Here is a 26,806-nt window from a genome sequence, read left to right on the forward strand (position 1 = left end):
AGTTAAACCAGATTTTATCTAGCTCCGAAGCACTTTCATTTGAAGTGTTCCACCAACTGGCGACTAGATTATAATAACATGTTAACCACTCAGTGTCAAGCACTTTTTATAATCTTTTTTGTTTTCCATAGACTCGTTATTGAATCTAAAAAAACAAAAGTTTTAATAAGAAGCCATGTATATGTCTTCTCATTAAGAAACAGTCGCCTCAACGACTGTATGGTTATTATAGTATAAACTATATACCTATGCAACCCCTAATTCTCATTTTTATAAAACTTCACTTTCAACTCATTTTCCAACAAAATATATTGATTTTACGCAATCTATTTTGTACAATATACTTAACTTATGATGATATACATGTTATATTTCAATGAGTGGGCTCTCTGCACCTTCTATTAGTACTATACGTATAGTGGACTCTCTGCCCTTTCTATTAATATTATATATATGAAGATATACATGTCATATCTCAGTGGGGCATTCCTCCCCCTTTCTTTTAATACTATATAAGGAGAGATATATGAAATTCTCAAAACGCTTATTCACCAAAACAGTTGCTTTGGCCGCTATTTGTGCTTCTGTGGCTACAGCAAGCTTTGCAGCACCACAAGGATCCTTTGATACATCTGAAATCCATGTTACAGGTCAGGCCTCCCGTTCTGTGGCACCTACCTATGCAATACTCACTCTAGGCATTACAAGTGACAACACAAATATCAATGCTGCTAAATCAAATAATGATCGCATCATGAGCGATCTTATTAGCAGACTTTCAAATTTAAATGTTGCCAAAAAAGACATTTACACGTCCAATATTTCAATTAATCCTACTAATGATTACCAAGAAGGTAAACGCGTTAATACTGGATATAGAGTATCCAACCTTGTAACCGTTAAAATCAACAACTTGGATAATGTAGGTAAGGTCGTAGACGCAGCTGTTAATGCTGGTGCGAATGACATAAATAGTCTTTCATTCCAAAACGACACATCTCAACAGCTATCCGATTCTTTAACTACAGAAGCCATCCAAAATGGCCAACACAAGGCTGAGGTAATTGCCGCTGCTCTAGGTCGCACCTTAGGTCCTGTAAAAACTGTAAACATTAGCAACACAGAAACAAGTACATTCGACCAAGGCTATTATCGTAGTGCCAAAGTGCTCGCTGCAAATCTTAGCACGTCTACACCTGTCGAAAAGGGATCTTTAATCGTATCCCAAGATGCTGATATTGTATACTATCTACAATAACAACAAACATAACAAAAGACCGTATAACATATAATACTAACTATGTTATACGGTCTTTATTTTGTATTATTTTGTAGTAGATTCTGGCACAACGCCTTCGTGGACTGCCACAATGCCACCTGTTAATTCAGTATACTTAGCATTTTCATAGCCTAGAGATTTCCAGATTTCTAAAATCTCACTTTGATGAGGATAGCGACGCAAGGATTCAGGCAACCAGGCATAGGAAGAATTATCCTTACTCAATTTGCCTATAATAGGTAATATATAGGAGAAGTAGAAATTATATAATTGCTTAAATCCAAATGCACTTGGCTTAGCCAATTCCAAGACTACCACCTTGCCACCTGGTTTTACAACGCGTTGCATTTCGGATAGCACTTGTTTAATATCAGGTACATTACGCATGGCAAAGCCACTCATAGCCGCATCAAATGTATTGTCCGCATAAGGCAATGCCATCGCATCACCTTGGACCAAGTTCACTTGGTCTAACAGATCTACTTGAGCCATACGCTCACGACCTTGCTCTAACATTTCTGCATTAAAGTCTAATGCTTCTACGGTCAACGTCGGTTCTTGACGCAATGCTTCCTTTGTAAATACACAAGTACCACAAGCTACATCCAGCACATGTTGATAAGGTCCGATATTCATTTCTTTAACGGCGAACTTACGCCAGAAATAGTCTTGCCCAAAGCTGAGCAATGTATTCATCAAATCATAATGTTTGGCAATATTAGAAAATACACCTTGCACAAATTGTTCTTTGTCTTCATACGTGTTAAATTCTTTAGTATTCATGGTACCCACTTTCATAATCAAGAATATCACATGTTGACAGTATACCATAACCAACGATGACATTCTAGAACTTAGAACGATTCTAATATATATACTATATATACAAAGAATTACAAAATGTTCATATTAAAAAAACGCATCATATAATTAGCATTTATCTATTGAATTATAATAATGTTCGTTATATAATGACATATGTCTTTTCTATGAGGATTTATTATTTCTCTTCGATAAACGACAGAATTCATTGTTTTATGTAGTCTAATTAAGTATTGGAGTCTATTATGAATCGATTTATGAAATCCATTAATAGAGTCAGCCTCATCCAACAAATCATCATCGGTATGATTATCGGTATTTTGACGGCTCTCTATGTCCCTGATATTGCAAACGAATTATCGCTATTAGGGGTATTATTTGTTGGTGCCCTCAAAGGTATTGCACCAATCCTTGTATTCTTCTTAGTCATCGCGGCGATTAGTAAACATCGTTCCGGACAAAAAACAGGTATGGGCTCCGTAATTACGCTCTATCTATTGGGTACATTCCTTTCCGCCGCACTTGCCGTACTTGTGAGCTGGTTCTTCCCAACTACATTGCATCTAGCAGCTAGTGCCGCTGATGCAGCGCCTCCACAAGGCATTGCGGAAGTCATGAAAACATTACTCAAAAATATCGTTGATAACCCTGTGAAAGCATTAATGTCCGCTAACTATATCGGCATTTTAGGCTGGGCTCTTATCATCGGTGGTGCACTACGTCATGCACCTATGAATACAAAAGAAGTAATGGAATCCATCTCTCAAGCAATTACGACTGTAGTAGGTTGGATCATCCGCTTCGCACCTCTTGGTATCATGGGCCTCGTGGCTGATTCCATTGCAACAAATGGTATCGAAGCACTTATCAGCTACTTCCAACTTCTCGTATTACTCTTAGGCTCCATGATTTTCGTTGCCTTGGTAATCAATCCTCTTTTATCCTTCATCTACTTACGCCGTAACCCATATCCATTGGTGTTCAAATGTTTGCGCGAATCTGCTATCTATGCGTTCTTTACACGTAGCTCCGCAGCCAACATTCCTGTCAACCTTGACTTGGCTAAACGTTTGAAACTTAACCCTGATATGTATTCCGTATCCATTCCATTGGGTGCGACTATCAACATGGGTGGTGCTGCAATCACAATTACTGTTATGACATTAGCTGCTGCTCATACATTGGGCATCATCGTGGATGTACCTACAGCTATCCTTCTATCCATTATCGCTACTATCGGCGCTTGCGGCGCTTCTGGCGTAGCAGGCGGCTCCTTGCTTCTCATTCCGTTGGCATGTTCCCTATTCGGTATCTCCAACGATGTGGCTATGCAAGTAGTAGGCGTTGGTTTCATCATCGGGGTATTACAAGACTCCACAGAAACAGCACTCAATTCCAGTACAGATATTCTATTCACTGCTACTGCAGATTATGCAAAACGTGGCTATCACGAAAACTGGGATTAAACCATCATATAGAACAAGACGATCCATGAGGTCGTCTTTTCTTTTTGTGAAAGTTTCCCCTTGCGCCAGCTTTCACCAATAACAAAAACAATATATTTTCTATATTGATTATTTTCAATATAATAAGGTATAATATATTTAATGATAATAACTATTACTAGATATATATAGAAAGGAATCAACATGAAACAATACGATATTATTGTAGTGGGTACAGGTGGTGCAACCATCGTTGCTGACGCTGCTATAAAAACAGGTAAAAAAGTAGCTATCATAGAAAAAGGTAAATTCGGTGGCACATGCTTAACACGCGGTTGTATTCCTACAAAGGTTATGGTAACAGCTGCGAACGCTGTCCAAGAGGTAAAAGAATTCGGTAAAATCGGCGTCAATGTTGGTGATGCAACAATGGATTGGGGCACTGTAGCCAAACGTACATGGCATATGATTGACAAGTCTGCAGGCATCTATGATTACTATAACGCTTATGACAACGTAGATGTATATCGCGGTGCTGCAAGCTTTGTGTCCGATAAGGTGATGAACATCCACCTCAATGACGGCTCTGGCATCGTAGAAATTACAGCCCCAACCATCGTTCTTGGCACTGGTGGTTACAGTAATATTCCAAATGTATCAGGCTTACAAGAGGCCGGTTATCTATCTAGTGAAAGCCTCTTTGGCAACAAGTTTCCTAAACAACCGTACAAATCCCTTGCCATCTTAGGCGCTGGTCCTATAGGCGTAGAGTTCGCTCATGTATTTGACTCTGCTGGTACCGACGTAACAATTATTCAGCATAATGTACGCCTAGTACCAAAGGAAGATGCGGATATGTCCGAACATCTCCTTAACAATTATAGAGAACGTGGTATTAACGTAATTCTAAATCAAGATACCGTAGAGGTTCGCCAAGAAGATGGCTTAAAAGTCATCGTTACAAAAGATCGTACAACAGGTGAAACCACAGAAACTAAGGTAGAAGAAATTCTTGTAGCCGCTGGCATCCGCCCTGCTACCGAAGAGTTACACCTTGAAAATACAGGTATTGAAACATGGCCAAGGGGCTGGATCAAAACAAACGAGTTTCTTGAAACATCTGTGGATGGCATCTATGCGTTAGGCGATGTGAACGGCGAACCTGCATTCCGTCATCGCGCAAACTACGAAGCGGATATCATTGCACATAATCTTTACTTTGCTAAAAACGAAGCAAATTTCCGGTGGGCCCGCTACGACGTGTTGCCAAAAGTTACCTTCTCCTATCCTGAAATCGGTAGCGTAGGTCTTACCGAAACAGAAGCAATTAAGGCTGGTTACAATGTAGGTATAGGCAAAAACTTCTATTCCTATACTGCCAAAGGGTATGCTATGGGCATTGATCCTGGTGATGTAAATGACGGCTTTGTAAAAATCGTGGTCGATAAAGATACAAACCATATCCTTGGCATTCATGTGATTGGACCACAAGCCTCTATCCTATTCCAACCATACGTTAATCTTATGAACAGCGGTGTGACTCCATTGACAGCCATCAACGAGGAAATCGCATCAGAGCGCACAAAACGATTACGCAAAAAAGGTATTATGCGCAACATGGATCCTAGATCCGTAATCACCGTAGGTGAAACAATGAGCCCACATCCATCTCTTATCGAGGTTATTATGTGGACACAAGTGTACTACGAAAACCGTTGGTAATCGATTGTACCTAACAAATGAAATAGGGAGTCAACATCATTAGATATTGACTCCCTCCTTTTTTATATTATTTTTTATCCATAACGATATCATGGCCCCATACGAGGTTCGTACGGCGTTTGTCAAAACCTTGATCTGGTTCTGGAGGTAATTTTGTTGCTTTACTTTGTTCAATGTAAGCACCTGTATTACCATCAACAGTTACTACTGTTTTCTTACCATTTTGATGCATCGTTACATAGTAATTAACTTTACCATTGTGAGCTTCAACCTTCCAGCCCTTCATAACAGCATCTGCACCTAATTGCGCCTTAGCAGCTGCTTCTGCTTGAGATGGTTCGATAACTTTATCTTTATTGAAGATTTCACCAATAACGCGTTTAGGTTTGCCACCTTCGCTCATATCGGATTGATTGCCAGTGATGATATCAATCTTCATTTTGTATTCGTGATATTTACTATATCCAGTTACTTTATAAGCATAGGCCAAATCATTGGAATTCAATTCTACAGAGTGCAACGCTGCATTAGGGAAACGATTTTGGAAAATCGTACCAATTTCACTCATTGTCATAACCACAGATTGACCAGGTGCACGTTTAATCGTAATATCTGTGCTTGTTTCTGGTTTAGTCTTACGCGCTTGTGCTTCATACGGTGTGGCTACGGAAAAAACACCAACGGCCAACACGCCAGTCATAACCAAAGATAGTAATTTTTTATTCATTATAATCCTCCCAATAGTAATCGGATTCTACAAACTTGTATTTTAATTTATATTACAGCTATAAAACGCTATAAGCCTTCATTAGAGGCTAACCGTTCTTCAACGTCGGTCATCAGTAATTTATAGCAGGTGGCTACTAGTGGCACGCCTATAATCATGCCTGTAACGCCCATCAAACTACCGCCTATGATAACAGCGGCAAAGACCCATAAGCCAGGCAATCCTACAGAGTTACCTACGATTTTTGGGTAGATCACATTGCTTTCAATTTGATGTAAAACTTCTAGAATGATGACGTAAATCAACGCATCCATAGGACTAATGGTAAGCAATATAACTGCCCCCATCACGCCGCCTACATATATACCCACTAATGGAATTAATCCGGTGAGACCGATAACACAGGCAATGGTCGTAGCATAGGAGATGTTACAAATCCATAATGTAACGCCCACCATGATACCTAAGATCAAGGCATCGATAAACTGTCCTACAAAGAAACTACTAAATGTTTGAACAGCAACCTTGGCCACATAGGTTACGCGATTCACCCACGTATTAGATGCATAGGCTTTCAAAATACGCTTACCTTGCGACATGAGGCGTTCCTTATCGAGTAGCATGTAAATGGCAAAGATAAGACCTAATGCAATATTTACGGTCCACGATAGGATAGTGCCCATCGTATTCACCACATAGGTGCCACCCTTGGTCCCCCATTCACGCGTGTAGTTAACTACACTTTCACCATTCAAAGTATTTAATACCGTAGGATTCGAGGCCAATGGAATGGTATCACTCAAATGGTAAATCCATTGCTGAAAGTCTAGATATAGCTGCGGTGCTGCGGACACGATAAGTGTAATGGAATGCACTAACTGTGGCACAGCCATACGGGCAATAAAGTACACAATGAGACTAATCGTCACAAAGGATAGGATAATGCTCAACGGACGACGAATCTTATACCGCCACCCCGATTCGATACGCGGCCATAGCCAACGTTCATAGCGGACGACGAGAATATCGAGGACAAAGGCCATACAGGCACCTACGATAAGCGGTACAAAGGCCTTTATCAATGCATCGATGCCCGATGCTATATCGCTAATGCGCAAGGCCACCAATATCATAAGTCCTGCAAGGATAATCGCGCCGATAAGCTCCTTATAATATTTAAATTTTTCCATACTAATAACTCACTTTTACTAAACACATGGTAAGTATTGTACACAATGTAAATGAAAGCTATATGACAACGAGCATATTACATATGTACAGTAGTATTTCTAATAGATTTAGTATAACACAAAAGTCCATCTTATCGCACTCAAAATATATAGAGAGACGAAAAGATGGACTTATATGGGTTTAAATTAAATTGAGAGAGCTCAAATTAACGGTGAATGAAAACGTCTACACGACGATTTTCAGCTTTGCCGTTTGCAGTTGCATTAGTTGCAACAGGTTTAGCATCACCATTAGCGATACCGATCAAACGGTTAGCATCTACACCATTGTTTACCAAGTATTGTGCAACATCTTGTACACGGCGTTCGGACAAGCCAATGTTGTATTGAGGGTTAGCATCAGTATCAGCATTACCCAACAATTTTACTTGGTCGTTTTTGTATTGGTTAGCAGCGTTCAATGCAGCTTGTAAGTTAGCACCTTGGTCTGCACGAGGAACGTCTTGGTCAGAATCGAAGTAGATGGATTGTACATAGTAATCAGCTTTAGCTGGTTTTTGTACAGGTGCAGTAGTGTGTTCAACTACAGGAGCTGGAGCTGGTGCTGGAGTTACAGCGATAGGTTCAGCTTTTTCAGCGCCACCGAAACGGTAGGACAAGCCCACTACAGGACCTTGGAAGGATACGTTGTGGTTATCAGTTGCTTTTGTGTTTACATAACGGTAACCAGCATTGATATCAAGATCATCAGTTGCTTTGTAACCTAAACCTGCTTCCCAAGTTGTAGTTTCTTTTGTACCGATACCAGCTTTGCCGTATACGTCTACTTTAGAACCTAAAGCAGCTTTACCGATGATACCAACTTGAGCGACGTTGTTTGTATGTTTAATAGCATCGCTATGAATGCGACCCCAACCACCATACAATGCAAAGTTTTTGCTCAATGTTTGAATCAAGTTTACTTCTTGCATGTTGGAATCAACATGTTTGGAGTTCAAACCATGGTAACCGTATTGAACAGCAGTTTTGTCGCGCAATGCGTGAGTGATATCGCCATCGAAGTTCCATTTGTGAGCAGCGTTAAGACCATCTGCTTTAGTTTCAACGCTTGCAGCGCCAAGATCAACTTGTGTTTCACCTTTTGTGAATTGTGTTTGTGGTGTAGCACCTACAACAGAAATACCCATTGTAGCTACAGCCAATAATGCTACTAATTTTTTATTCATTGTATTATTCCCTCCATTAATCACCCTTACACACATAAGGGCTTTTTTAACGATAATTCTATTGTATACAATTCTTCGAAAAAAATCAATATTTCAATGAGGTTCTCATGAATCTGTGCTACCTCTCACATAAAATTCTATAGAATGTGATATACTAGCAATAGAATAGTTGTACATAGTTATAAGGAGGAATCATGAGTAAAACAGCCTATGTAGTACGTCATATCCACTTTGAAAATGCCGGTATTTTAGAACCTTTATTAATAGAACGGGGCTTTACCTTAGAATATATTGAGGCACCTCTTGCTGACTTTAATCAGTACGATGCAACGAAGGCAAATCTTGTCATCGTCTGTGGGGCCCCTATTGGCGCATACGATGAAGAAATCTATCCTTTTTTGACCGATGAAATCAAATTTATAAAGGACCGTATCGATAGTAACAAACCATTGCTCGGCATCTGTCTTGGGGCGCAACTTATTTCCCGCATCATGGGCGGTCACGTAGGTCCTATGAGTCATGGTAAAAAAGAAATCGGATTTGGTCCATTGCGTTTTACTGCCGATGGTCAACATACACCTCTAGCCCTCTTAGGAGATACGCCTGTTCTACACTGGCATGGCGATGAATTTGATATTCCAGAAGGCGCCGTTCGCCTTGCTGAAACAGACCTCTGCCCTAACCAAGCCTTTGTCATCGGCAATCATATTTTAGGATTGCAATTTCACCTAGAGGCAGATCCGACCGTTATTGAAAGTTGGCTTGTGGGGCACTGTGCAGAACTATGTAATGCGGGCATTAATATTCCTAAGATTCGCGAAGATGCACGAGTATTCTCCGAGTCCCTACCAGCAGCAGGCAAAAAAGCTATGACCGCATGGCTAGAATGTAATAATCTATAATTAATCTCATAAACATACTACAAGCCCCCAGTTTATCTGGGGGCTTAGTCATGTGCACACGCATATAAAAGAGGCATCGACCATTACGGCCGATGCCTCTTTATATTCATATATATATCCCTTACATATATACGTGAAATTGATGATTTTTACAAATAACACGTTCCCCAACGTGTCATTTATTCCACATCTGTATTGTAACCTATTCCCAATTTCTAATCAAGAAGTTTTTCATAAAACTTTCATAAATTATTTTAAAAGTTTCAATGTACCTATACCACCTTATGCTGCCATGAGCCACCGATGAAACGTATATATGCACAAACAAGGCGTAACGATTGATCTAAACATAGAGAAATCCACGCTCCATATAGACCAAGGCCTAAGGTAATACATAACACATAGGTAATGATTGGGCGAATAATAGTAACGCTAATTAATGAATACTTCATGATATAGAAGGTATCGCCGGCCCCTTTCAACACGCCTGCAAAGACCTGTTGTAGTGCTTGAGGAAAAGCAGCGATGGCCATAATGCCCATCAATGCCGTAGCCAGTGTGATAACCTCGCTTTCACGAGTATAGGCTTGTACAAGCAAATGACCTGCACTAATGAATATAAGACCGCTAATGAGTCCTACAAATAGCCCCATGCGAGCACCGATACGACCAAAAGCCTTAGCTAAATCCGGCCGTTTATGCCCCAAGTTTTGACCCGTATGAGAAGCACCGGCAAAGCCAAGGCCCATGGCGAAGTAATAGAATATATCCATCAAGTTCATACACACATAATGGGCAGCCAATGGTACGGCACCGAGGGATGCCACAATCATGGTATATGTATACATACCAAAACGTTCAAAGAATTGTTCCCCTAAGGAGCTGCCCCCTACGTGGAACACCGTATGAAGTACGGAACGCTCAAAGCGCCATTTTGACGGATGCAACAATGTGAGACCAGTCTTGGTATGTTGCGAGATAGCTCGCAATAGCAATGCTGCGATAACGGCACTACTAATGAGTGTTGAAATACCGGCCCCCATGACACCAAATTCTGGGAAAAAGGCAATACCATAGATCAAGAAGAAATTCATAATCGTATTTAAGATATTCCCTACCACATTGGATTTAAAGATAACCTTTGTATTACCATACCCGATGAGGGCGCCCCCTACAATTTGGCTAAAGGACTGGAATACAAGGCTCATGACGATGAATCGACCATACCAAACAGCTGTTTCAATATACCCATCCTCTGCGCCGGTAAATCGCAAAATATGCTCTAAATTGAATAAGCATATGGCGAGCAATGGAATATAAATTAAAAAATTCAGTAGGATCGATTGCTTGAGCACTGCATTCATACCATCTACATCGCCTTCACCATGACGGCGGGCAATAATTGCGGTTACTGCAATCGATAAGGCCCGGCAAATGACGAGCATAACCATTTCTGGTTGTCCCATGATACCTACAGAGGCCAGTGCGGAGGCCCCTAACGAGCCTACCATGGCTAAATCGATGGCAGTCATCAGCTGCATCATGAGCCCTTGCAATGTCGCAGGCCATGCGATTTTTAAGTATTTATTATATAAGTTTTTTGTAGTACCTACCGGTCCCAGTCGATCCTTCATCGGTAATATGGTATCTACTGAGAACCAGCGTTGTAATGATGTTAACATAATAACTCCCCATAATAAACCCAAAGAGATTACATTAAACTTCCCATAATATTACCGTATTATATCATATAACATATGAGAAGTCATTCATATGTTATGCAATTTAAATAATAACTTATATCAAAAATGCAAAGAACCCTCTTGAATACGTTTTATACCCAACAGGGTATGAGTATCGTAGTTAAGAGGGTTCTTTATTTTATCCCAAGATTATTGTATCTTTACAATTTGATTTCTATTATCAATCATTTATTACTTAGCCTTTGGATGCTAACAATTTATCTACCGCTGCTTTCAAATCATCTAAGCCCTTCTTCGTTTCTGCCAATTCACGACGTTGTTGTTCGTTCTCAGCTTCTAACGTAGTAAGACGAGCCGCTTGATCCGCGATAACATATTTTTGTTCCGCATTTTCCTTTTTAAGGCTAGATACTTCATCTTGCATTACATACACAGAGCTAATAGGGCCTGCTTTGTAACGATCTGGAATATTTTTCTTTTCTGGACTGTAACCAAATTTATGAGTTACACCAGCATTAACCATATTATGGTTCCCACCAACGGAAACACCTACGTTGAACATAGTGTTTTCATTCGTGTAATGCGCAAGGCCAAGAGCTGCCGCAGTTTCACCGCGATAGTTGCCTACACCGGCCATAACTTGTGTTGGTTCTAATGGGTCGTATTGAATTGGTTTCAATGCTGCCATTGCCGCTGCATGAGCACCAACATGTTGTACTTCACCAGCTATTTGATTGATAGCTTGGCTAGTATTTGTATTGGACGCATTTAATTGAGCTACATTTACTGCATCTGTTGGATCTGTACCAGGTGCAACCCCTTTAATTTGGTTATTACCATTATTGAGTCCATCCTTCGTTAAGGATACAGGGCCTGCATGTGGATTTGTAGGGTTCGCACTACCAGGCGTAATGGTAATACCGTTACTATTCGTTACCGTTGTATTGCCAGCTGCATCCTTGAATGTAGCAGACGTCATGTTTGTAAGCTCAGGGTTGACTGCATAACTGATAGATTTACCGGTTTGAGTTACCATCATGTTATTGCCTGCTTTGAAAGTAACTGTTTCTTCAGCCTTGATTTTTTCAGGGCTTGTACCAACAACATTGCTTTGACCAGATCCCTCTTTATCAACAGCAGCCTTCCAACCAGAATCAGCTACGGCATCTTTCAATTGATCTTCTGTAGCTGCACGGCCAGAGACGATAGAACCTGGTGTCCAAGTTTTATTAGTTAAGCCTGTTACTGTACCAGTAGTACCATCTACTGTAACCGCCTTCGTTGGATCTGTCCCTAATGTAATTTTATCATTCAACTTATTGTTATAAATTGTATGACCATCGGCAGCAGTTGTCTTAGTTAATACAATATTGCCCGTCGTACTACCTGCAGCTTCACCATTATTAGCAGTCAATTCAGTAGTGGACTTAGCGGCATACTCTTTCAACTGACCAACATTAACAGCATCCGTATTCGCCACACCAGCTGCCACATTAACAATCTTATTATTGCCATTATCGAGGCCATTGCTGGTCAAGGAAACCGTATCTTTACCAGTTTTTGTAATCGTTACGCCATCTTTAGTGAAAGTAGATTTATTACCTGCACCATCATCGATTACATTTTTATCAGCTGTAGATGTGTTCGTCTTAGCACCATCAGTGATAGTAGTACCTGCTGCAGTTGTAGCAGTGGATTTATTACCATCTACAACAGTGTTACCCGCCGCATTAGATGTATTTGTTTTACCACCATCTGTTTGAACGATGCTATCGCCTTTGACAACAGTTGTTTTACCGTCTGTTGCTTCAAAGGTTGCGGAATTCATCTTAGTTAGATCTTTATTTAAGGAATAAGATACTGTTTTACCATTTTGGTCGATAACAAGGTTATCTCCAGCTTGAAGTTTCACTTCTTCACCACTAGATACTTTTGTAGAAGCAGCACCAGTAGATATACCGCTAGAACCAGCAACGGTACCAGTATTCACCTTCCACCCAGCGCCTACTGCATCAGATACTTGTTGCAATTGATCTTCTGTAGCTGCACGACCAGTAGTGGCTTTTGTTACACCTGGAACCCATGTTGTATTAGTTAATCCATCTAAATGGCCATTAGCGCCATCTAATGTAACAGGAGTTGCACCATTACCCATAGTAATCTTATTGTTCACACCATCAACAGCAATGTTTCCGATGTTGGCTTTACCAGCAGTTATAGTAGATGTATTTGTTCCATCTGTAATCGTATTCGATGTAGCATTAGATATATTCTTATTACCATTACCATCATCGATTACATTACTATCTACAGTAGATTTATTGGACTTAGCACCATCTTTAATCACTTGACCAGCCGCTGTAGTTTCTGTGGATTTAGTACCATCTACTACTGTATTACCACCGGCAGTAGAAGTATTCGTTTGAGTACCTGCAGTTTGTGTAATACTGTTACCAGTAATGACTGTTGTATTACTGCCTGTGCCAAGGAATGTAGCAGAGTTCATCTTCACAAGGTCTTTGTTAAGTGTGAAAGTAAAGTCTCTTTCATTTTGATTTATAGTCATGTTTTCGCCAGCAATCAATTGAACTTTATTGTCTTTACCAACCTTAGCATCTTTCTTAATACCTGTTCGAACACCAGATGTAGTAGCATCTTTATCTGCCGTGATTTGCCAAGTTTGTTCGCCTACAGCTTTTAATTGTTCTTCTGTAGCCGCACGGCCTTTTGTTGCAAAGTCTGCAGAATTTACAGTTGTGTTAGACAAACCAGTGATATCGTTTGTTGTACCACCAGTTACTGTTACAGCACCAGTCTTAATTGTGCCAGCTGCACCATCTAACTTAACAGCATTAACCCCACCTGTGGTGAATGTGTTGTTTACACCATCCACAATAGAAGAACCAATCGTAGCCTTACCAGCTGTACCATCAAGAGTAATTTTGTTAGCACCTACACCTGTTGTAACGTTATCTTTTGTAATAATTGTGCTGTTACCCGCATTGTCTTTAACAGTTACAGAGTTAGATGTTGTTGCTGTAGTATTTGTACCATCTGTAATAGTATTACCATCCACAGTGGATTTATTAGACTTAGTACCATCTACAATTGTATTTTCATCAACAGTAGATGTATTTGTCTTAGTACCATCTTTAATCACTTGACCAGCTGCTGTAGCTGTATTCGTTCGTGTACCTGCAGTTTGCGTAATGGAATCACCAGTAATAACAGTTGTATTAGTACCTGTGCCATTGAACGTAGCAGATTCCAAATCTTTAAGTGCCTTATTCAAGGAGTATGCTACGGTTTTACCATTTTGATCAACGATTAAATTGTTGCCAGCTTGGAATTGAACTTCTTCACCGCTGGATACCTTAGTAGATGCAGCACCATTAGATTCACCGGTAGAACCAGTGACCTTACCGGTGTTTACTTTCCAACCAGCACCAACTGCATCAGATACCTTTTGTAATTGATCCTCTGTAGCGGCACGACCAGATACCGCTTGTGTTACACCTGGTGTCCAGTCTTTATTCGCAAGACCCATTACATAGTTATTTGTACCATCTACAGTAACACCACCGATATTAGCAGTCTTACCTGTGATTGTACCTGTAGCACCATTTAATGTTACAGGGCTTGCACCACCAGTAGTGAATGTATTATTTACACCATCAACAATGGAAGAACCAATCGTAGCCTTACCAGCTGTACCATCAAGAGTGATTTTGTTACCACCTACACCAGTTGTAATGTTGTCTTTTGTGATAACTGTACTGTTACCAGCATTATCTTTGACAGTTACAGAACTAGATGTTGTTGCTGTAGTATTTGTACCATCTGTAATCGTATTTGATGTAGCATTGGATGTATTTACATTGCCATTACCATCATCAATTACATTGTTATCTACAGTAGATTTATTGGACTTAGCACCATCTTTAATCACTTGACCATCTACTGTAGTTTCTGTGGATTTAGTACCATCAGCTACAGTATTACCACCTGCAGTAGATATATTTGTTTGTGTACCTGCAGTTTGCGTAATGGAATCACCAGTAATAACAGTTGTATTCGTACCGGTCCCAAGGAATGTGGCAGAATTCATCTTCACGAGGTCTGTATTCAAGGAGTATGTGAAGTTTTTACCTGCTTGGTCTACAGTTAGGTTTTCACCAGCAATTAAGGACACCTTATCGTCCTTACCAACCTTAGCATTTTCTTTTAAGCCCGTTTGAGCACCAGATGTACCAGCTTTCTTATCTGCAGTGATCTGCCATGTTTGTTCCCCTACTGCTTTTAATTGTTCTTCAGTAGCTGCACGGCCTTTTGTTGCAAAATCTGCACCAGTTACTGTTGTGTTAGACAAGCCAGTGATATCGTTAGTTGTACCACCAGTTACAGTAACTGCACCAGTTTTAATTGTTCCTGCCGCACCATCCATAGTTACAGCATTGTTACCGCCAGTAGTAAATGTCTTATTAACACCATCAATAATGGAAGAACCAATCGTTGCCTTACCAGCATTGATTGTACTTGTATTTGTGCCGTCAGTAATTGTATTGGATGTAGCATTAGATGTATTTACGTTAGCACCATCAGTTTGAACTATGCTGTCACCCTTAATTACAGTTGTTTTACCGCCTGTTGCTTCAAAGGTTGCAGAGTTCATCTTCACAAGATCCTTATTCAAGGAGTATGTTAAGTTTTTACCTGCTTGGTCTACAGTTAAGTTTTCACCAGCAATTAAGGACACCTTATCGTCCTTACCAACCTTAGCATTTTCTTTTGTGCCAGTTTGAGCACCAGAAGTGCCAGCTTTTTTATCTGCTGTGATTTCCCAAGTTTGGCTACCCGCAGCATCTGCAACAGCTTTCAATTGGTCTTCTGTTGCTGCTTGGCCAGTAGTAGCAGTACCATTCCATGTTGTATTAGATAAGCCGCCAATAGTATTAGCCGTACCGTTAACAGTAACACCACCGATATTAGCAGTCTTACCTGTAATCGTACCTGTAGCACCATTTAATGTTACAGGGCTTACACCGCCAGTAGTGAACGAATTATTTACACCATCAACAATAGAAGTACCAATAGTTGCTTTACCAGCTGTGCCATCAATAGTTACCGCATTAGCACCATTACCTAATGTCACCTTATCATTGAGCTTTACGTCATAAATAGTATGACCATCAGCTGCCGTAGTAGATGTAAGCGTTACATTACCTGTTGTAGCATTAGCAGCCTCACCAGTATTCGCAGTGATTTCAGTTTTAGATGCCTTTTTAGCTGCATTGATAGCATCAGCTACATTTTGAGCTGTTGCTACGCCATCTGTAGTTGGACCTGTAATTGTGCCATCTGCACCAGCAGTGATAGATGCTGTATTTACATCATATTTCACAACGCCATTATCATCGATAGATGCAATTGTTAACGTACCATTCTTGAAGTTTAAGCCATCAGCTAAGGAAACTTGTTTTGCAGTACCATCATTTGCTTTGTAAGATAAGTTAGTCTTATTCGCAATCTTAGTACCATCAATAGTTACTTTGTAATCCTTAGTTGTACCATCTGCACTCGTTGTAGGTGTTACAGTCAATGGATTATTAGTATCTGTTGTATCTGTGCTTACTGTTACAGCAGCTACAGCAGATTTTTTAACCTCTGCTTCAGATACTTTCACAGTCAAATTCTTGCCATTTGCATCAGTAGATACATACTTTCCATCGCCTATAATTCCCAATGTATCATCTTTAAGATTTACAACACCAGGGGATGTATTTGTATCCCCACTGAATTTTAAATTAACCGCATCAGTAGTTGTTTTAGCTGTATCAGCTACGGATTTCAATTGGTCTTCCGTCGCTGCTCGACCAGTTGTAGCTGTGCCGTTCCATGTTGTATTGGACAAGCCTGTTACATGATTGTTATCACCATCGATAGTTACACCACCGATAGATGCATTTTTAGCAGTGATTTTACCAGTTGCACCATCAAGTTTAATAGTTTCAGTTGTACCAGTACCGACAGATACGCTAGTCAAATTAGCAAGATCTTTATTCAAGGAATAAGTAAACTTACGTTCATTTTGATTAATTGTAAGATTATCCCCTGCAACTAATTCAACAGTTTCATCCTTACCAACAGTGGCATTTTTCTTAGTACCTGTTTGATTTCCAGTTGTACCAGCTTTGTCTGCCGTAATATTCCAAGTTTGGCTACCTGCAGCATCTGCGACAGCTTTCAATTGGTCTTCTGTTGCAGCTCGGCCAGTAGTAGCTGTGCCATTCCATGTTGTATTAGATAAACCGCCAATAGTATTAGTCGTACCGTTAACAGTAACACCACCAATAGTAGCAGTTTTACCTGTAATAGCACCCATTGTACCATCGATAGTTACCGCATTAGCCCCAGAACCAAGTGTCACCTTATCATTGAGTTTTACGTCATAAATAGTATGACCATCAGCAGCTGTAGTAGATGTTAATGTCACATTACCGGTTGTTGCATTAGCTGCTTCACCTGTATTCGCAGTGATTTCAGTTTTAGATGCTTTTTTAGCTGCATTAATAGCGTCAGCTACGTTTTTAGCTGTTGCTACACCATCTGTAGTTGGACCTGTGATTGTACCATCTGTACCAGCAGTAATAGATGCAGTATTTACATCGTATTTAACAACACCTGCATCATCAATGGATGCTGTTGTAAGGGTACCATTCTTGAAATTCAAGCCATCTGCTAAGGATACTTGTTTAGCAGTACCATCATTTGCTTTGTAGGATAAGTTCGTCTTATTTGCAATCTTAGTACCATCAATAGTTACCTTGTAATCCTTAATTGTACCATCTGCACTCGTTGTAGGTGTTACAGTCAATGGATTATTAGCATCTGTTGTGTCTGTGCTGACTGTTACAGCAGCTACGGCAGATTTTTTAACTTCTGCTTCAGAGACGGTAAGATTTACATTCTTACCGTTTACATCAGTAGAGATGTATTTACCATCACCTTTAATACCGAATGTATCATCTTTAAGATTTACAGATCCAGTATTGGTTGCTACATCACCAGTGAACTTCAATGTAGTAGCCCCAGTGGCAGCTTTCAATTGTTCTTCTGTTGCCGCACGGCCTTTTGTTGCAAAGTCAGTTGCAGATAGAGTTGTGTTAGATAAACCCGTGATATCGTTGGTTGTACCACCAGTTACTGTTACATTACCAGTTTTAACAGTGCCATCTGCACCATTAACTACTACAGCATTTGTGCCACCAGTAGTAATCTTGCTCGCTACACCATCGATACCAACAGTACCAATTTGTGCCTTACCAGCAGTAATTCTACTTGTATTTGTACCATCTGTAATAGTATTACCATCTACAGTGGATTTATTAGATTTAGCACCATCTACAATTGTATTTTCATCAACAGTAGATGTATTTGTTTTAGTACCATCTTTAATCACTTGACCTGCTGCAGTAGTTTCCGTGGATTTGGTACCATCTGCTACAGTGTTGCCACCTGCAGTAGATGTATTCGTTTGAGTCCCTGCAGTTTGCGTAATGGAATCACCAGTAATAACAGTTGTATTCGTACCTGTGCCATTGAACGTAGCAGATTCCAAATCTTTAAGTGCTTTATTCAAGGAGTACGCTACAGTTTTACCATTTTGATCAACAATTAAGTTGTTACCGGCTTGGAATTGAACTTCTTCACCGCTTGCTACCTTAGTAGATGTAGCACCATTAGATTCACCAGTAGATCCAGTGACCTTACCAGTGTTTACTTTCCAACCAGCACCAACTGCATCAGATACTTTTTGCAATTGATCTTCTGTTGCGGCACGACCAGATACCGCTTGTGTTACACCTGGGGTCCAGTCTTTATTAGCAAGACCCATTACATGGTTATTTGTACCATCTACAGTTACACCACCGATATTGGCAGTTGTACCTGTAATTGTGCCTGTGGCACCATCTAATGTTACGGCCTTAACACCACCAGTAGTGAATGTGTTATTGACACCATTAATGACAGAGGAACCAATCGTAGCTTTACCAGCTGTACCATCAATTGTTACAGCATTAGCACCGGATCCCAACGTTACTTTATCGTTAAGTTTAACGTCATAAATAGTATGACCATCAGCAGCTGTGGTAGATGTTAATGTCACATTACCTGTTGTTGCATTAGCTGCTTCACCTGTATTAGCAGTGATTTCAGTTTTAGACGCTTTTTTAGCTGCATTGATAGCGTCAGCTACGTTTTTAGCAGTCGCTACGCCATCAGTTGTAGGGCCTGTAATTGTACCATCTGCACCAGTAGTGATAGTTGCAGAATTAACGGCAACTTTCACACCTGCTGTCGTAGCAGATGTGCTCACAAGACGTCCATCACCGGTCACGGCAAAGGATACATCCCCATCTTTAAGGTATTTATTACCTGTGGAACCCGCGTCAGCAGTGAGACCAATGCCCTTAGTGGTAGCGTTAACAGTGTCAGCATCTAAACCAACTGTAATCGTTTGGTTATTAACAGTTGCCGTCACACCATTCGCACCGGCCACATTAAGTTTTTGGTGTTTAAGGTCTACAGTGCCATTATTTGTGCCGTCAGTAATATTTAGGTTTTGAGATAAGTTAGCCACTGCATTTTGAACGTCGCCGATATTCGCCGCATTCGTCAATGTAGTGCCACCACTAGCCACATTGCTAATGACCTTATTACCAGCATTGATGCCAGCCGTTTTATCGATGGAAATACCACCAACGGTCACATTGTCTGTCGTAACACCAGTGCCTGTAATGGCTGTTGTGCCATTCGTTAAACCGTTTGTATTGATAACAGTATTGCCTGCCGTGAATGACGTACCTGTAAATGATGTTCCTGTGAAAGTAGTGCCTGTGAAAGCTTTACCAGTTACAGAACCATCAGTGCCATCCAAAGTAATTTTATTCGCACCAGAACCAACAGTTACTTTGTTGTTCGCTGTTACAGAATCAACGGTAATATCTTTCTTCGTAGCAACAGTAATTTTCTTTTTATCTGTACCATCTTGTGTAATCTCGATGTTATCACCATTAACAAGATCTACTGTATCTCCACCTTTGACAGCAGTTTTATCGGTTGTGCTGGAATTCGTTGTAATATTCCAAGCCGCACCTGCTTTAGCTGCATCAGCTGCTTTATTGATAGCATCGGCTACATTTTGCGCAGTTGCCAATCCATCATTGCCAGTTACAGATGCTTCACCTGTCGTAGCATTGCTGTTAATGGTAGCACGCGTTGTAGAAATTTCAACTGTATTACCATTCATATTGGTAGATACAAAGTCACCTGTAGCACCTTTCACATTAAATGCCACATCAGCAGTGCTCAAGGATTGGCTAGACGCAGTGCCAGTATCTGCACCGAGGGAGATATTTCTAGCTAACGCAGTTGTATTAGCTGCAATATTAGTTGTGTTAGTCGCAATTTTACCTTTATTAGTAGCAATATCTGCCGTATTTGTATTGATTTGGTTCTTAGTAGCTGTATTAAGATCAAAGGATACTTTGCCATCGTTATCAACAGTAGCAACTGTAGAACCACCATCTACGAAATTAAGGCCTTTAGATAAAGAAACCTTCTTCGCATCAGCGTCTGCAGCACTGTTAGCACGATATGTTAAATCTGTTTTAGCCGCAAGTTTTGTTGTATCGATACCGATTGCATAATCCTTAGAATTAGTACCCGATGTTGGGGTTACAGTAATCGGATTGTCGGCTTGCGTATCCTTACTTACTGTTACAGCATCTACGGCTAAATCTTTCACCTTAGCCGCATCAACAGCAACTTTCACACCCGCTGTTGTAGCAGACGTGCTCACAAGATTGCCATCGCCAGTTACTGCAAAGGATACGTCGCCATCTTTGAGATATTTATTACCTGTAGAACCTGTATCTCCAGTGAGGCCAATGCCCTTCGTTGTAGCATTGACAGTATCAGCATCTAAACCAACTGTAATCGTTTGATTATTAACAGTTGCCGTTACACCATTAGCACCAGCCACATTAAGTTTTTGGTTTTTAAGGTTCACAGTGCCATTGTTTGTGCCATCAGTAATATTGAGATTTTGAGACAAGTTAGCTACAGCCTGTTTCACATCGCCAATGTTAGCTGCATTGGAATCATCAGTAGCATTGTTGTTTACAGTACCGCTAGCAACATTAGAAATAACTTGGCTGCCTGCACTGATACCATTCGTACCAAAGGAAACCGCACCAGCGCCAGTACCACTCGTTAAACCAGTCGTATTAATAACTGTATTACCTGCAGTTAAGGAATCAACGGTCATATCCTTAGCAGTTTTGATGGTGAAAGTCTTACCAGCTTGGCTGATTTCGATGTTATCACCATTGTTAAAGGTAATAGTGTCGCCACCTTTTACCTCTTCTTCAGCATGAGCATTCGCTTTCACCTTGAAAGAAGAAGCAGACTTAGCAGCATCCTTAATAGCTTGTTCATTAACCGTCAACGTTACATCATTACCAGATGCAGTAGTAGAGATAAACTTGTTATCCCCCTTGATATTGAAAGATACATTACCATCTTTTAAGGACTTAGCCGTCGTAGAGGCACCTTTATCATCAGCTAAAGCTATTGTATGAGCGATATTGGCTGTGTTTGTTGCAATATTTGTTGTGTTAGTGGTAATTTGATTTTTGTTTGCAGTGATATTCGACGTATTCGTAGCAATATCTTGTGTATTTTTTGCAATCTTATTACCTAATACAGTATTTGTATTGTTAATTGCAGCAGCAACCTCTGTGGCTTTAGCTACACCGGTAGTACCCGTTACAGTACCATTCGTTGTATTAGGTGTTAATGTACCTTCTGCTACATCAACAGTAATAGTTTGATTATTAACAGTAGCTTTCGCAGCACCTGTGCCTGTAACAGTTAATTTTTGACTTTTCAGAGCCACGGAACTATCTTTTGTGCCATCACTGATGTTTAGGTTTTGGGACAAACCATTAACAGCAGTTTTTACATCACCAATTGTGGCAGCATTTGTATCATCAGTAGCATTATTATTTACATTACCGCTAGCTACATTAGAGATAACTTTACCACCTGCATTAATACCAGCAGTTTTATCAATAGACAAGCCACCAACAGTTACTTTATCTGTTGTAACACCTGTACCTGTAATGACAGTTGTACCATTTGTTAAACCAGAGGTATTAATAACTGTATTACCTGCAGTAACAGAATCAACCATAAGATTTTTCTTGGTTGCTATAGTGATTTTCTTTTTATCTGTACCGTCTTGTGTAATTACGATATTATCGCCATTTACAAGATTTACAGTATCTCCACCTTTTACAGTAGTTTTATCTGTTGTACTAGAATTGGTTGTAAGATTCCATGCTGCACCTGCTTTAGCTGCATCTGCAGCCTTATTAATAGCATCTGCTACATTTTTAGCAGTAACTAAACCATCAGCACCTGTTACAGAGGCTGCACCACTATTTGTATCACTATTGATTGTAGAGCGTTTAGTAGATACTTCTACAGTATTGCCATTCATCTTAGTAGAAATGAAATCACCAGTAGCCCCCTTCACATTGAAGGCTACATCTGTGGTAGATAAAGACTGGCTAGATTTTGCCCCAGAATCGGCACCAAGGGAAATATTCCGAGCAAGTGCTGTTGTATTTGCTGCAATATTAGTAGTATTAGTTGCAATTTTACTCTTATTGGCAGCAATATCTGTGGTATTTGTAGCAATTTTATTTTTATTAGTGGCAATATCTGAAGCATTTGTAGCAATACTAGCTTTATTAGCAGCAACACCAGTAGTATTAGTATTGATTTGATTCTTAGTCGCTGCATTTAGGTCAAAGGATACTTTGCCATCGTCATTTACAATTGCAATAGTGTTGCTACCATTAACAAAATTTAGCCCTTTAGACAAAGCTACGTTCTTAGCTGTAGATGCGCCATTAGCTGTATATGCCAAATTGGTATTAGCCGCTAATTTATCTGTATCAACCGCAATAGTTACACCAGAATTAGATGCAGTTGTCTTTACTACAGATCCATCACCTTTGATATCAAAAGCGACATTTCCTTCTTTTAGCTTTTTTATACCGGTGCTACCAACATTACCTAATAATCCAATACCATTTGAGATGGCATTCTGTGCATCTGTTGTTAAACCTATATTAACAGTTTGTCCGCTTACTGTAGCATTGAGTCCTGTACCAGTTGTCACCTTGAGTGATTGATCACCAAGTTGAACAGAGCCTTTATTATTGGCTCCGTCTGTCAGGTTAAGCGTTGCACCTGATACATAACGTTTAACATCTCCAATATTCGCCGCATTACTATCTTTACTGCCACCAGTAGCTACATTATTAATGACTTGATCACCTGCACTAATTCCATTTGTGCCAAATAAAACTGTACGTGAACCAGTACCACTTGTTAAACCAGTAGTATTAATTGTCGTACTGCCCGCTGTGAAAGCTTTCCCTGCAACAGTTCCGGTTGTGCCATTAATAGAAACCGCGTTGGTACCACTTCCAAATGCTGCCTGTGCATTGGTTCCATTTAAGCTAATCGCATTACTCCCCGAACCAGCCATAATAGTAGCAGAGGTTCCATCTAACTTAATAGCATTAGTACCTGTACCAGCTGTAATTGCACCTTTTGTACCATCTAGTACAAGTTGCTTAGTTGTCGTACCTACAGATACCTTATTGTTAGCGTTCACAGAATCTACAGTAATATCTTTATTTAATTTAGTAGTAATCTTCTTACCTGCACGTTCAACAGTAATATTAGAAGAATCACCATTGAAGTCTACCTTATTACCTTTTGCTACGCTTTCACCGGCATCACCATTAGCAGACACTGTCCATGTATATGCACTTTTAGAAATGGCATCATTAATAGACTGTGCTACGTTTTTTGCATCAGCCATACCTTTATTTGCTGAAGCCACTCCATTGGCATTAACACTAATATCCTGTGTTTTACCAGCAATGGTAATACCATTTGTATTTGCTGTCGTTGTAATATAGGTAGTGTCCCCTTTAATAGCCAACGTACCATTAGCAAGGTTCACATCACCAGTAGTATCCGTATTATTACCACTGAAAGCAAGGTTTACACTCTTTAATTGAGCCACATTGACTGCATCTGTATTGTTTGTACCAGCTGCTACACCAGTAATTTGACGAGTTACACTAGCACCATCACCAACGGATACCGCTGCATTTGTGCTGGTAAGTATATTATTAGTTAATCCACCATACTTATTAGTACGATTTTCGTTTGGATCGTATCCTTTAGCACCTTTATCAACAGTAGCCTTAGAGCCGGAGCCTATTGCAACGCTATCTTTTACCTTAGCAATTGCACCTGTACCTATTGCGACAGACGAAGCAGCGCCCCCTCGTGCGCCATTACCTATAGCCACAACATCATTAATAGGGGTCGCGCTTGTACTATTAATAATAGTAGCACTTTGGCCTAGTAAAACAGACCCACTAGTGTATACATCACCTGAGCCAGCACTTTTACCAATACTAACATTGTTGCTACCTGTTAATTTACGTCCCGCATCTCTACCAATGCCAATGTTTTCTGACCCATTAGATTGATACCCTGCGGCCCAACCAATTCCTATTGATTTAGAATTATTTTGAGCTCCATAATTTGATTGATAACCAATAGAAACTACAGATTCAGCATTAGCTTGAGACCCATTTCCTAAAGAAACACCATTATCACCGGATGATTGAGCACCTGGACCAATTGCAACAGCATCCGCACCTGTAGCACCAGCATTATTTTTATTACCAACAGCTGATGATTTCACTGAAATGTAATTGATAGGTTTGATTTGGCTAGCCACAGCGAATAGTTGAGACCCATTAATGGCATCTGTACTTGTAGCAGATACTTCACCTGCTGCTACGTTCTTAATTTGACGTTCCTTACCTGCGGCACCAACAGAAACCTGCATTCCTGTATCAGATGTTGCGCCAGAAAAATTATATGTAATGCCATTAATAGTAACGCTCTCTTGTTTGGTAGCACTTGTTGCTGTTGTAGAATCACTACCTAAAGCTACTGCTCCCTTCAAAGTTGATTGTGTATTTTTACCAATAGCAACAGCACCGCTAGCAGACGCAGTCGTTTTATCTTTAGAGGCATCATTATCTTGACTACCAATAGCCAAACCACCATTAGTAGCTACTGCATGATGACCTATAGCCGTAGAGGTACCATCGGCAATCACTTTTCGCCCCATAGCGACAGCATAGTTACCTTTAGCACTTGCATCGTACCCCATAGCCATAGAGGTAGATCCACTAGCAAATGTATAACGCCCCACAGCTAAAGAATAGAGACCTGTTACAGTAGAGTCTTGACCAATTACTGTACCACCAGCTTTGACATTATTTGTATCTTCAAAAACGCCTTTACCAATAGCCACACCTCCAGTTGCAGCTAGCGTATTTTGACCTAAAGCAACGCCACTATTCATTGCATTAGCATAATGCCCTACAGCGACTGCATTATCACCATCCGCTGTAGTGGCTACATTAATATTTCTAATTGTTTGAACAACGCCCGTGTTCTCATCGATACGAGATGCAAATCCTAATCCAACTGTACCTCCCGCACCACTACCAACAGCCACAGAGTCTTTCCCTGTCGCCTTAGCATTAACACCAACGGCCAAAGCTCTGTCATTAGTTGCACCTGAAGATTTACCAATAGCAATAGATGAATTTCCACCAGCTGTGCCAGAGCCACCTGCAAAGGAATCTGTTCCACTTGCAGTTGCACCTGCACCGATGGCAGTAGCTCCTGTATTGCTGCTATTAGAATTATACCCAATAGCAATAGCCTTTTCTCCAGTGGCTTTAGGATAATTAGCTGTAGCTGTGTAATCTCCAGAAACATTCCCACTACCTAACGCAATAGAGTATTTACCAGATGCGTCTGCACTAACCCCCATTGCCATAGAGCCTACTGCTCTAGCTCGAGTTGCAACACCGATAGATACACTAGAATAGTTATTACTAATAGCATTAGCCTTATCATTATTTGCTTCAACACCAATAGCAACAGTATTATTAGCTTTCGCCTTAGCATTAAAACCTATACCTACAGCGTTTACTTTGCTCTCTGCATTCCAGCCAACAGCTACGCCACCACGACCATCGACAATTGCACTAGAACCAAGTGCAATAGCAGATTCACCATTAGCTACCGCATTCTGATTATACGCATCAGAAGTAGCCCCACCAATAGCAATAGCACCAACACCATTCGCTTGTGCATTTACACCACCAGCAAAAGCTCCATATCCTGTTGTTTTAGCATTAGCACCTATTGAGGTTCCATGTGTATCTGCTGATGCTTCGTTACCTACTGCAACAGCCATATCTAAATTTGCTTTAGCCGTTGTACCTATAGCAATCGTATTATTATTTGCAGCATTTGCACCTTTACCTATAGCAATAGCATTATCACCAGGCGCCTTACTACCAGTGCCCCATGCAACTGCATTAGAACTACCAGAACCATTAGTATTCGCAGCTTCTACCGACTGTATTCCACCTATCATCGCCAGCGCAGCAAATATCCCGGCCACTACGATTTTCTTTTTACCTGTTTTGTTCTTTGCAATTTCAGATACTACAATATAGCACTGTTTTGACTTAGACCAAATTACTTTAAAAATCTTATTCATTCATTTTCCTTTTCACTAACTATCTCTCAAAACCATATA

The 26,806-nt window shown here is 40.3% G+C and carries 10 protein-coding genes; 4 read left to right on the forward strand and 6 right to left on the reverse strand.

Annotated features, from left to right (window positions below; translation table 11 throughout):
• The first annotated feature begins 526 nt into the window (after nt 1–526).
• Nucleotides 527–1,258 carry an SIMPL domain-containing protein gene (locus O3617_RS07885; protein WP_371449463.1) on the forward strand — a complete coding sequence of 244 codons (732 nt, stop codon included), beginning with the start codon at nt 527–529 and terminating at the stop codon, nt 1,256–1,258.
• Nucleotides 1,259–1,324: 66 nt separating this feature from the next.
• Here the strand turns inward: O3617_RS07885 and O3617_RS07890 are convergent, their stop codons facing one another.
• Nucleotides 1,325–2,062 (reverse strand): ubiquinone/menaquinone biosynthesis methyltransferase, encoded by a 738-nt coding sequence (locus O3617_RS07890; protein ID WP_371449464.1) that lies wholly within the window; start codon nt 2,060–2,062, stop codon nt 1,325–1,327.
• A gap of 284 nt (nt 2,063–2,346) precedes the next feature.
• On the opposite strand from O3617_RS07890, the gene sstT reads away from it, so the two are divergent.
• Both sstT and O3617_RS07900 read left to right on the forward strand, forming a co-directional pair.
• Complete coding sequence (gene sstT / locus O3617_RS07895; RefSeq protein WP_371449465.1) at nt 2,347–3,567, forward strand: serine/threonine transporter SstT; 1,221 nt, start codon at nt 2,347–2,349, stop codon at nt 3,565–3,567.
• A 183-nt stretch (nt 3,568–3,750) separates the two neighbouring features.
• The gene (locus O3617_RS07900; RefSeq protein ID WP_371449466.1) at nt 3,751–5,268 is read left to right on the forward strand and encodes an NAD(P)/FAD-dependent oxidoreductase; all 1,518 of its coding nucleotides are present in this window, start codon (nt 3,751–3,753) and stop codon (nt 5,266–5,268) included.
• Nucleotides 5,269–5,335: 67 nt separating this feature from the next.
• On the opposite strand, the gene O3617_RS07905 is transcribed toward O3617_RS07900, so the two are convergent.
• The 3 genes from O3617_RS07905 to O3617_RS07915 form a co-directional block, all read right to left on the reverse strand.
• The gene (locus O3617_RS07905) at nt 5,336–5,995 is read right to left on the reverse strand and encodes a PepSY domain-containing protein (protein ID WP_005377261.1); all 660 of its coding nucleotides are present in this window, start codon (nt 5,993–5,995) and stop codon (nt 5,336–5,338) included.
• A gap of 68 nt (nt 5,996–6,063) precedes the next feature.
• Nucleotides 6,064–7,185: an AI-2E family transporter gene (locus tag O3617_RS07910; RefSeq protein WP_371449467.1), complete on the reverse strand. Its 1,122-nt coding sequence runs from the start codon at nt 7,183–7,185 to the stop codon at nt 6,064–6,066.
• A gap of 206 nt (nt 7,186–7,391) precedes the next feature.
• Complete coding sequence (locus O3617_RS07915; RefSeq protein ID WP_371449468.1) at nt 7,392–8,411, reverse strand: OmpA family protein; 1,020 nt, start codon at nt 8,409–8,411, stop codon at nt 7,392–7,394.
• Nucleotides 8,412–8,605: 194 nt separating this feature from the next.
• Here O3617_RS07915 and O3617_RS07920 point away from each other — a divergent pair, with 194 nt between their 5' ends.
• Complete coding sequence (locus O3617_RS07920) at nt 8,606–9,313, forward strand: glutamine amidotransferase (RefSeq protein ID WP_371449469.1); 708 nt, start codon at nt 8,606–8,608, stop codon at nt 9,311–9,313.
• A 272-nt stretch (nt 9,314–9,585) separates the two neighbouring features.
• On the opposite strand, the gene O3617_RS07925 is transcribed toward O3617_RS07920, so the two are convergent.
• Nucleotides 9,586–10,995 carry an MATE family efflux transporter gene (locus O3617_RS07925; protein WP_371449470.1) on the reverse strand — a complete coding sequence of 470 codons (1,410 nt, stop codon included), beginning with the start codon at nt 10,993–10,995 and terminating at the stop codon, nt 9,586–9,588.
• A gap of 256 nt (nt 10,996–11,251) precedes the next feature.
• Entirely contained in the window at nt 11,252–26,767 is a 15,516-nt protein-coding gene (locus O3617_RS07930; RefSeq protein WP_371449471.1) for a YadA-like family protein, read from the reverse strand.
• Between the last annotated feature and the right edge of the window lie 39 nt (nt 26,768–26,806).

The sequence above is a fragment of the Veillonella sp. 27098_8_77 genome, assembly GCF_041431535.1.
In the GTDB taxonomy this organism is placed as follows: domain Bacteria; phylum Bacillota; class Negativicutes; order Veillonellales; family Veillonellaceae; genus Veillonella.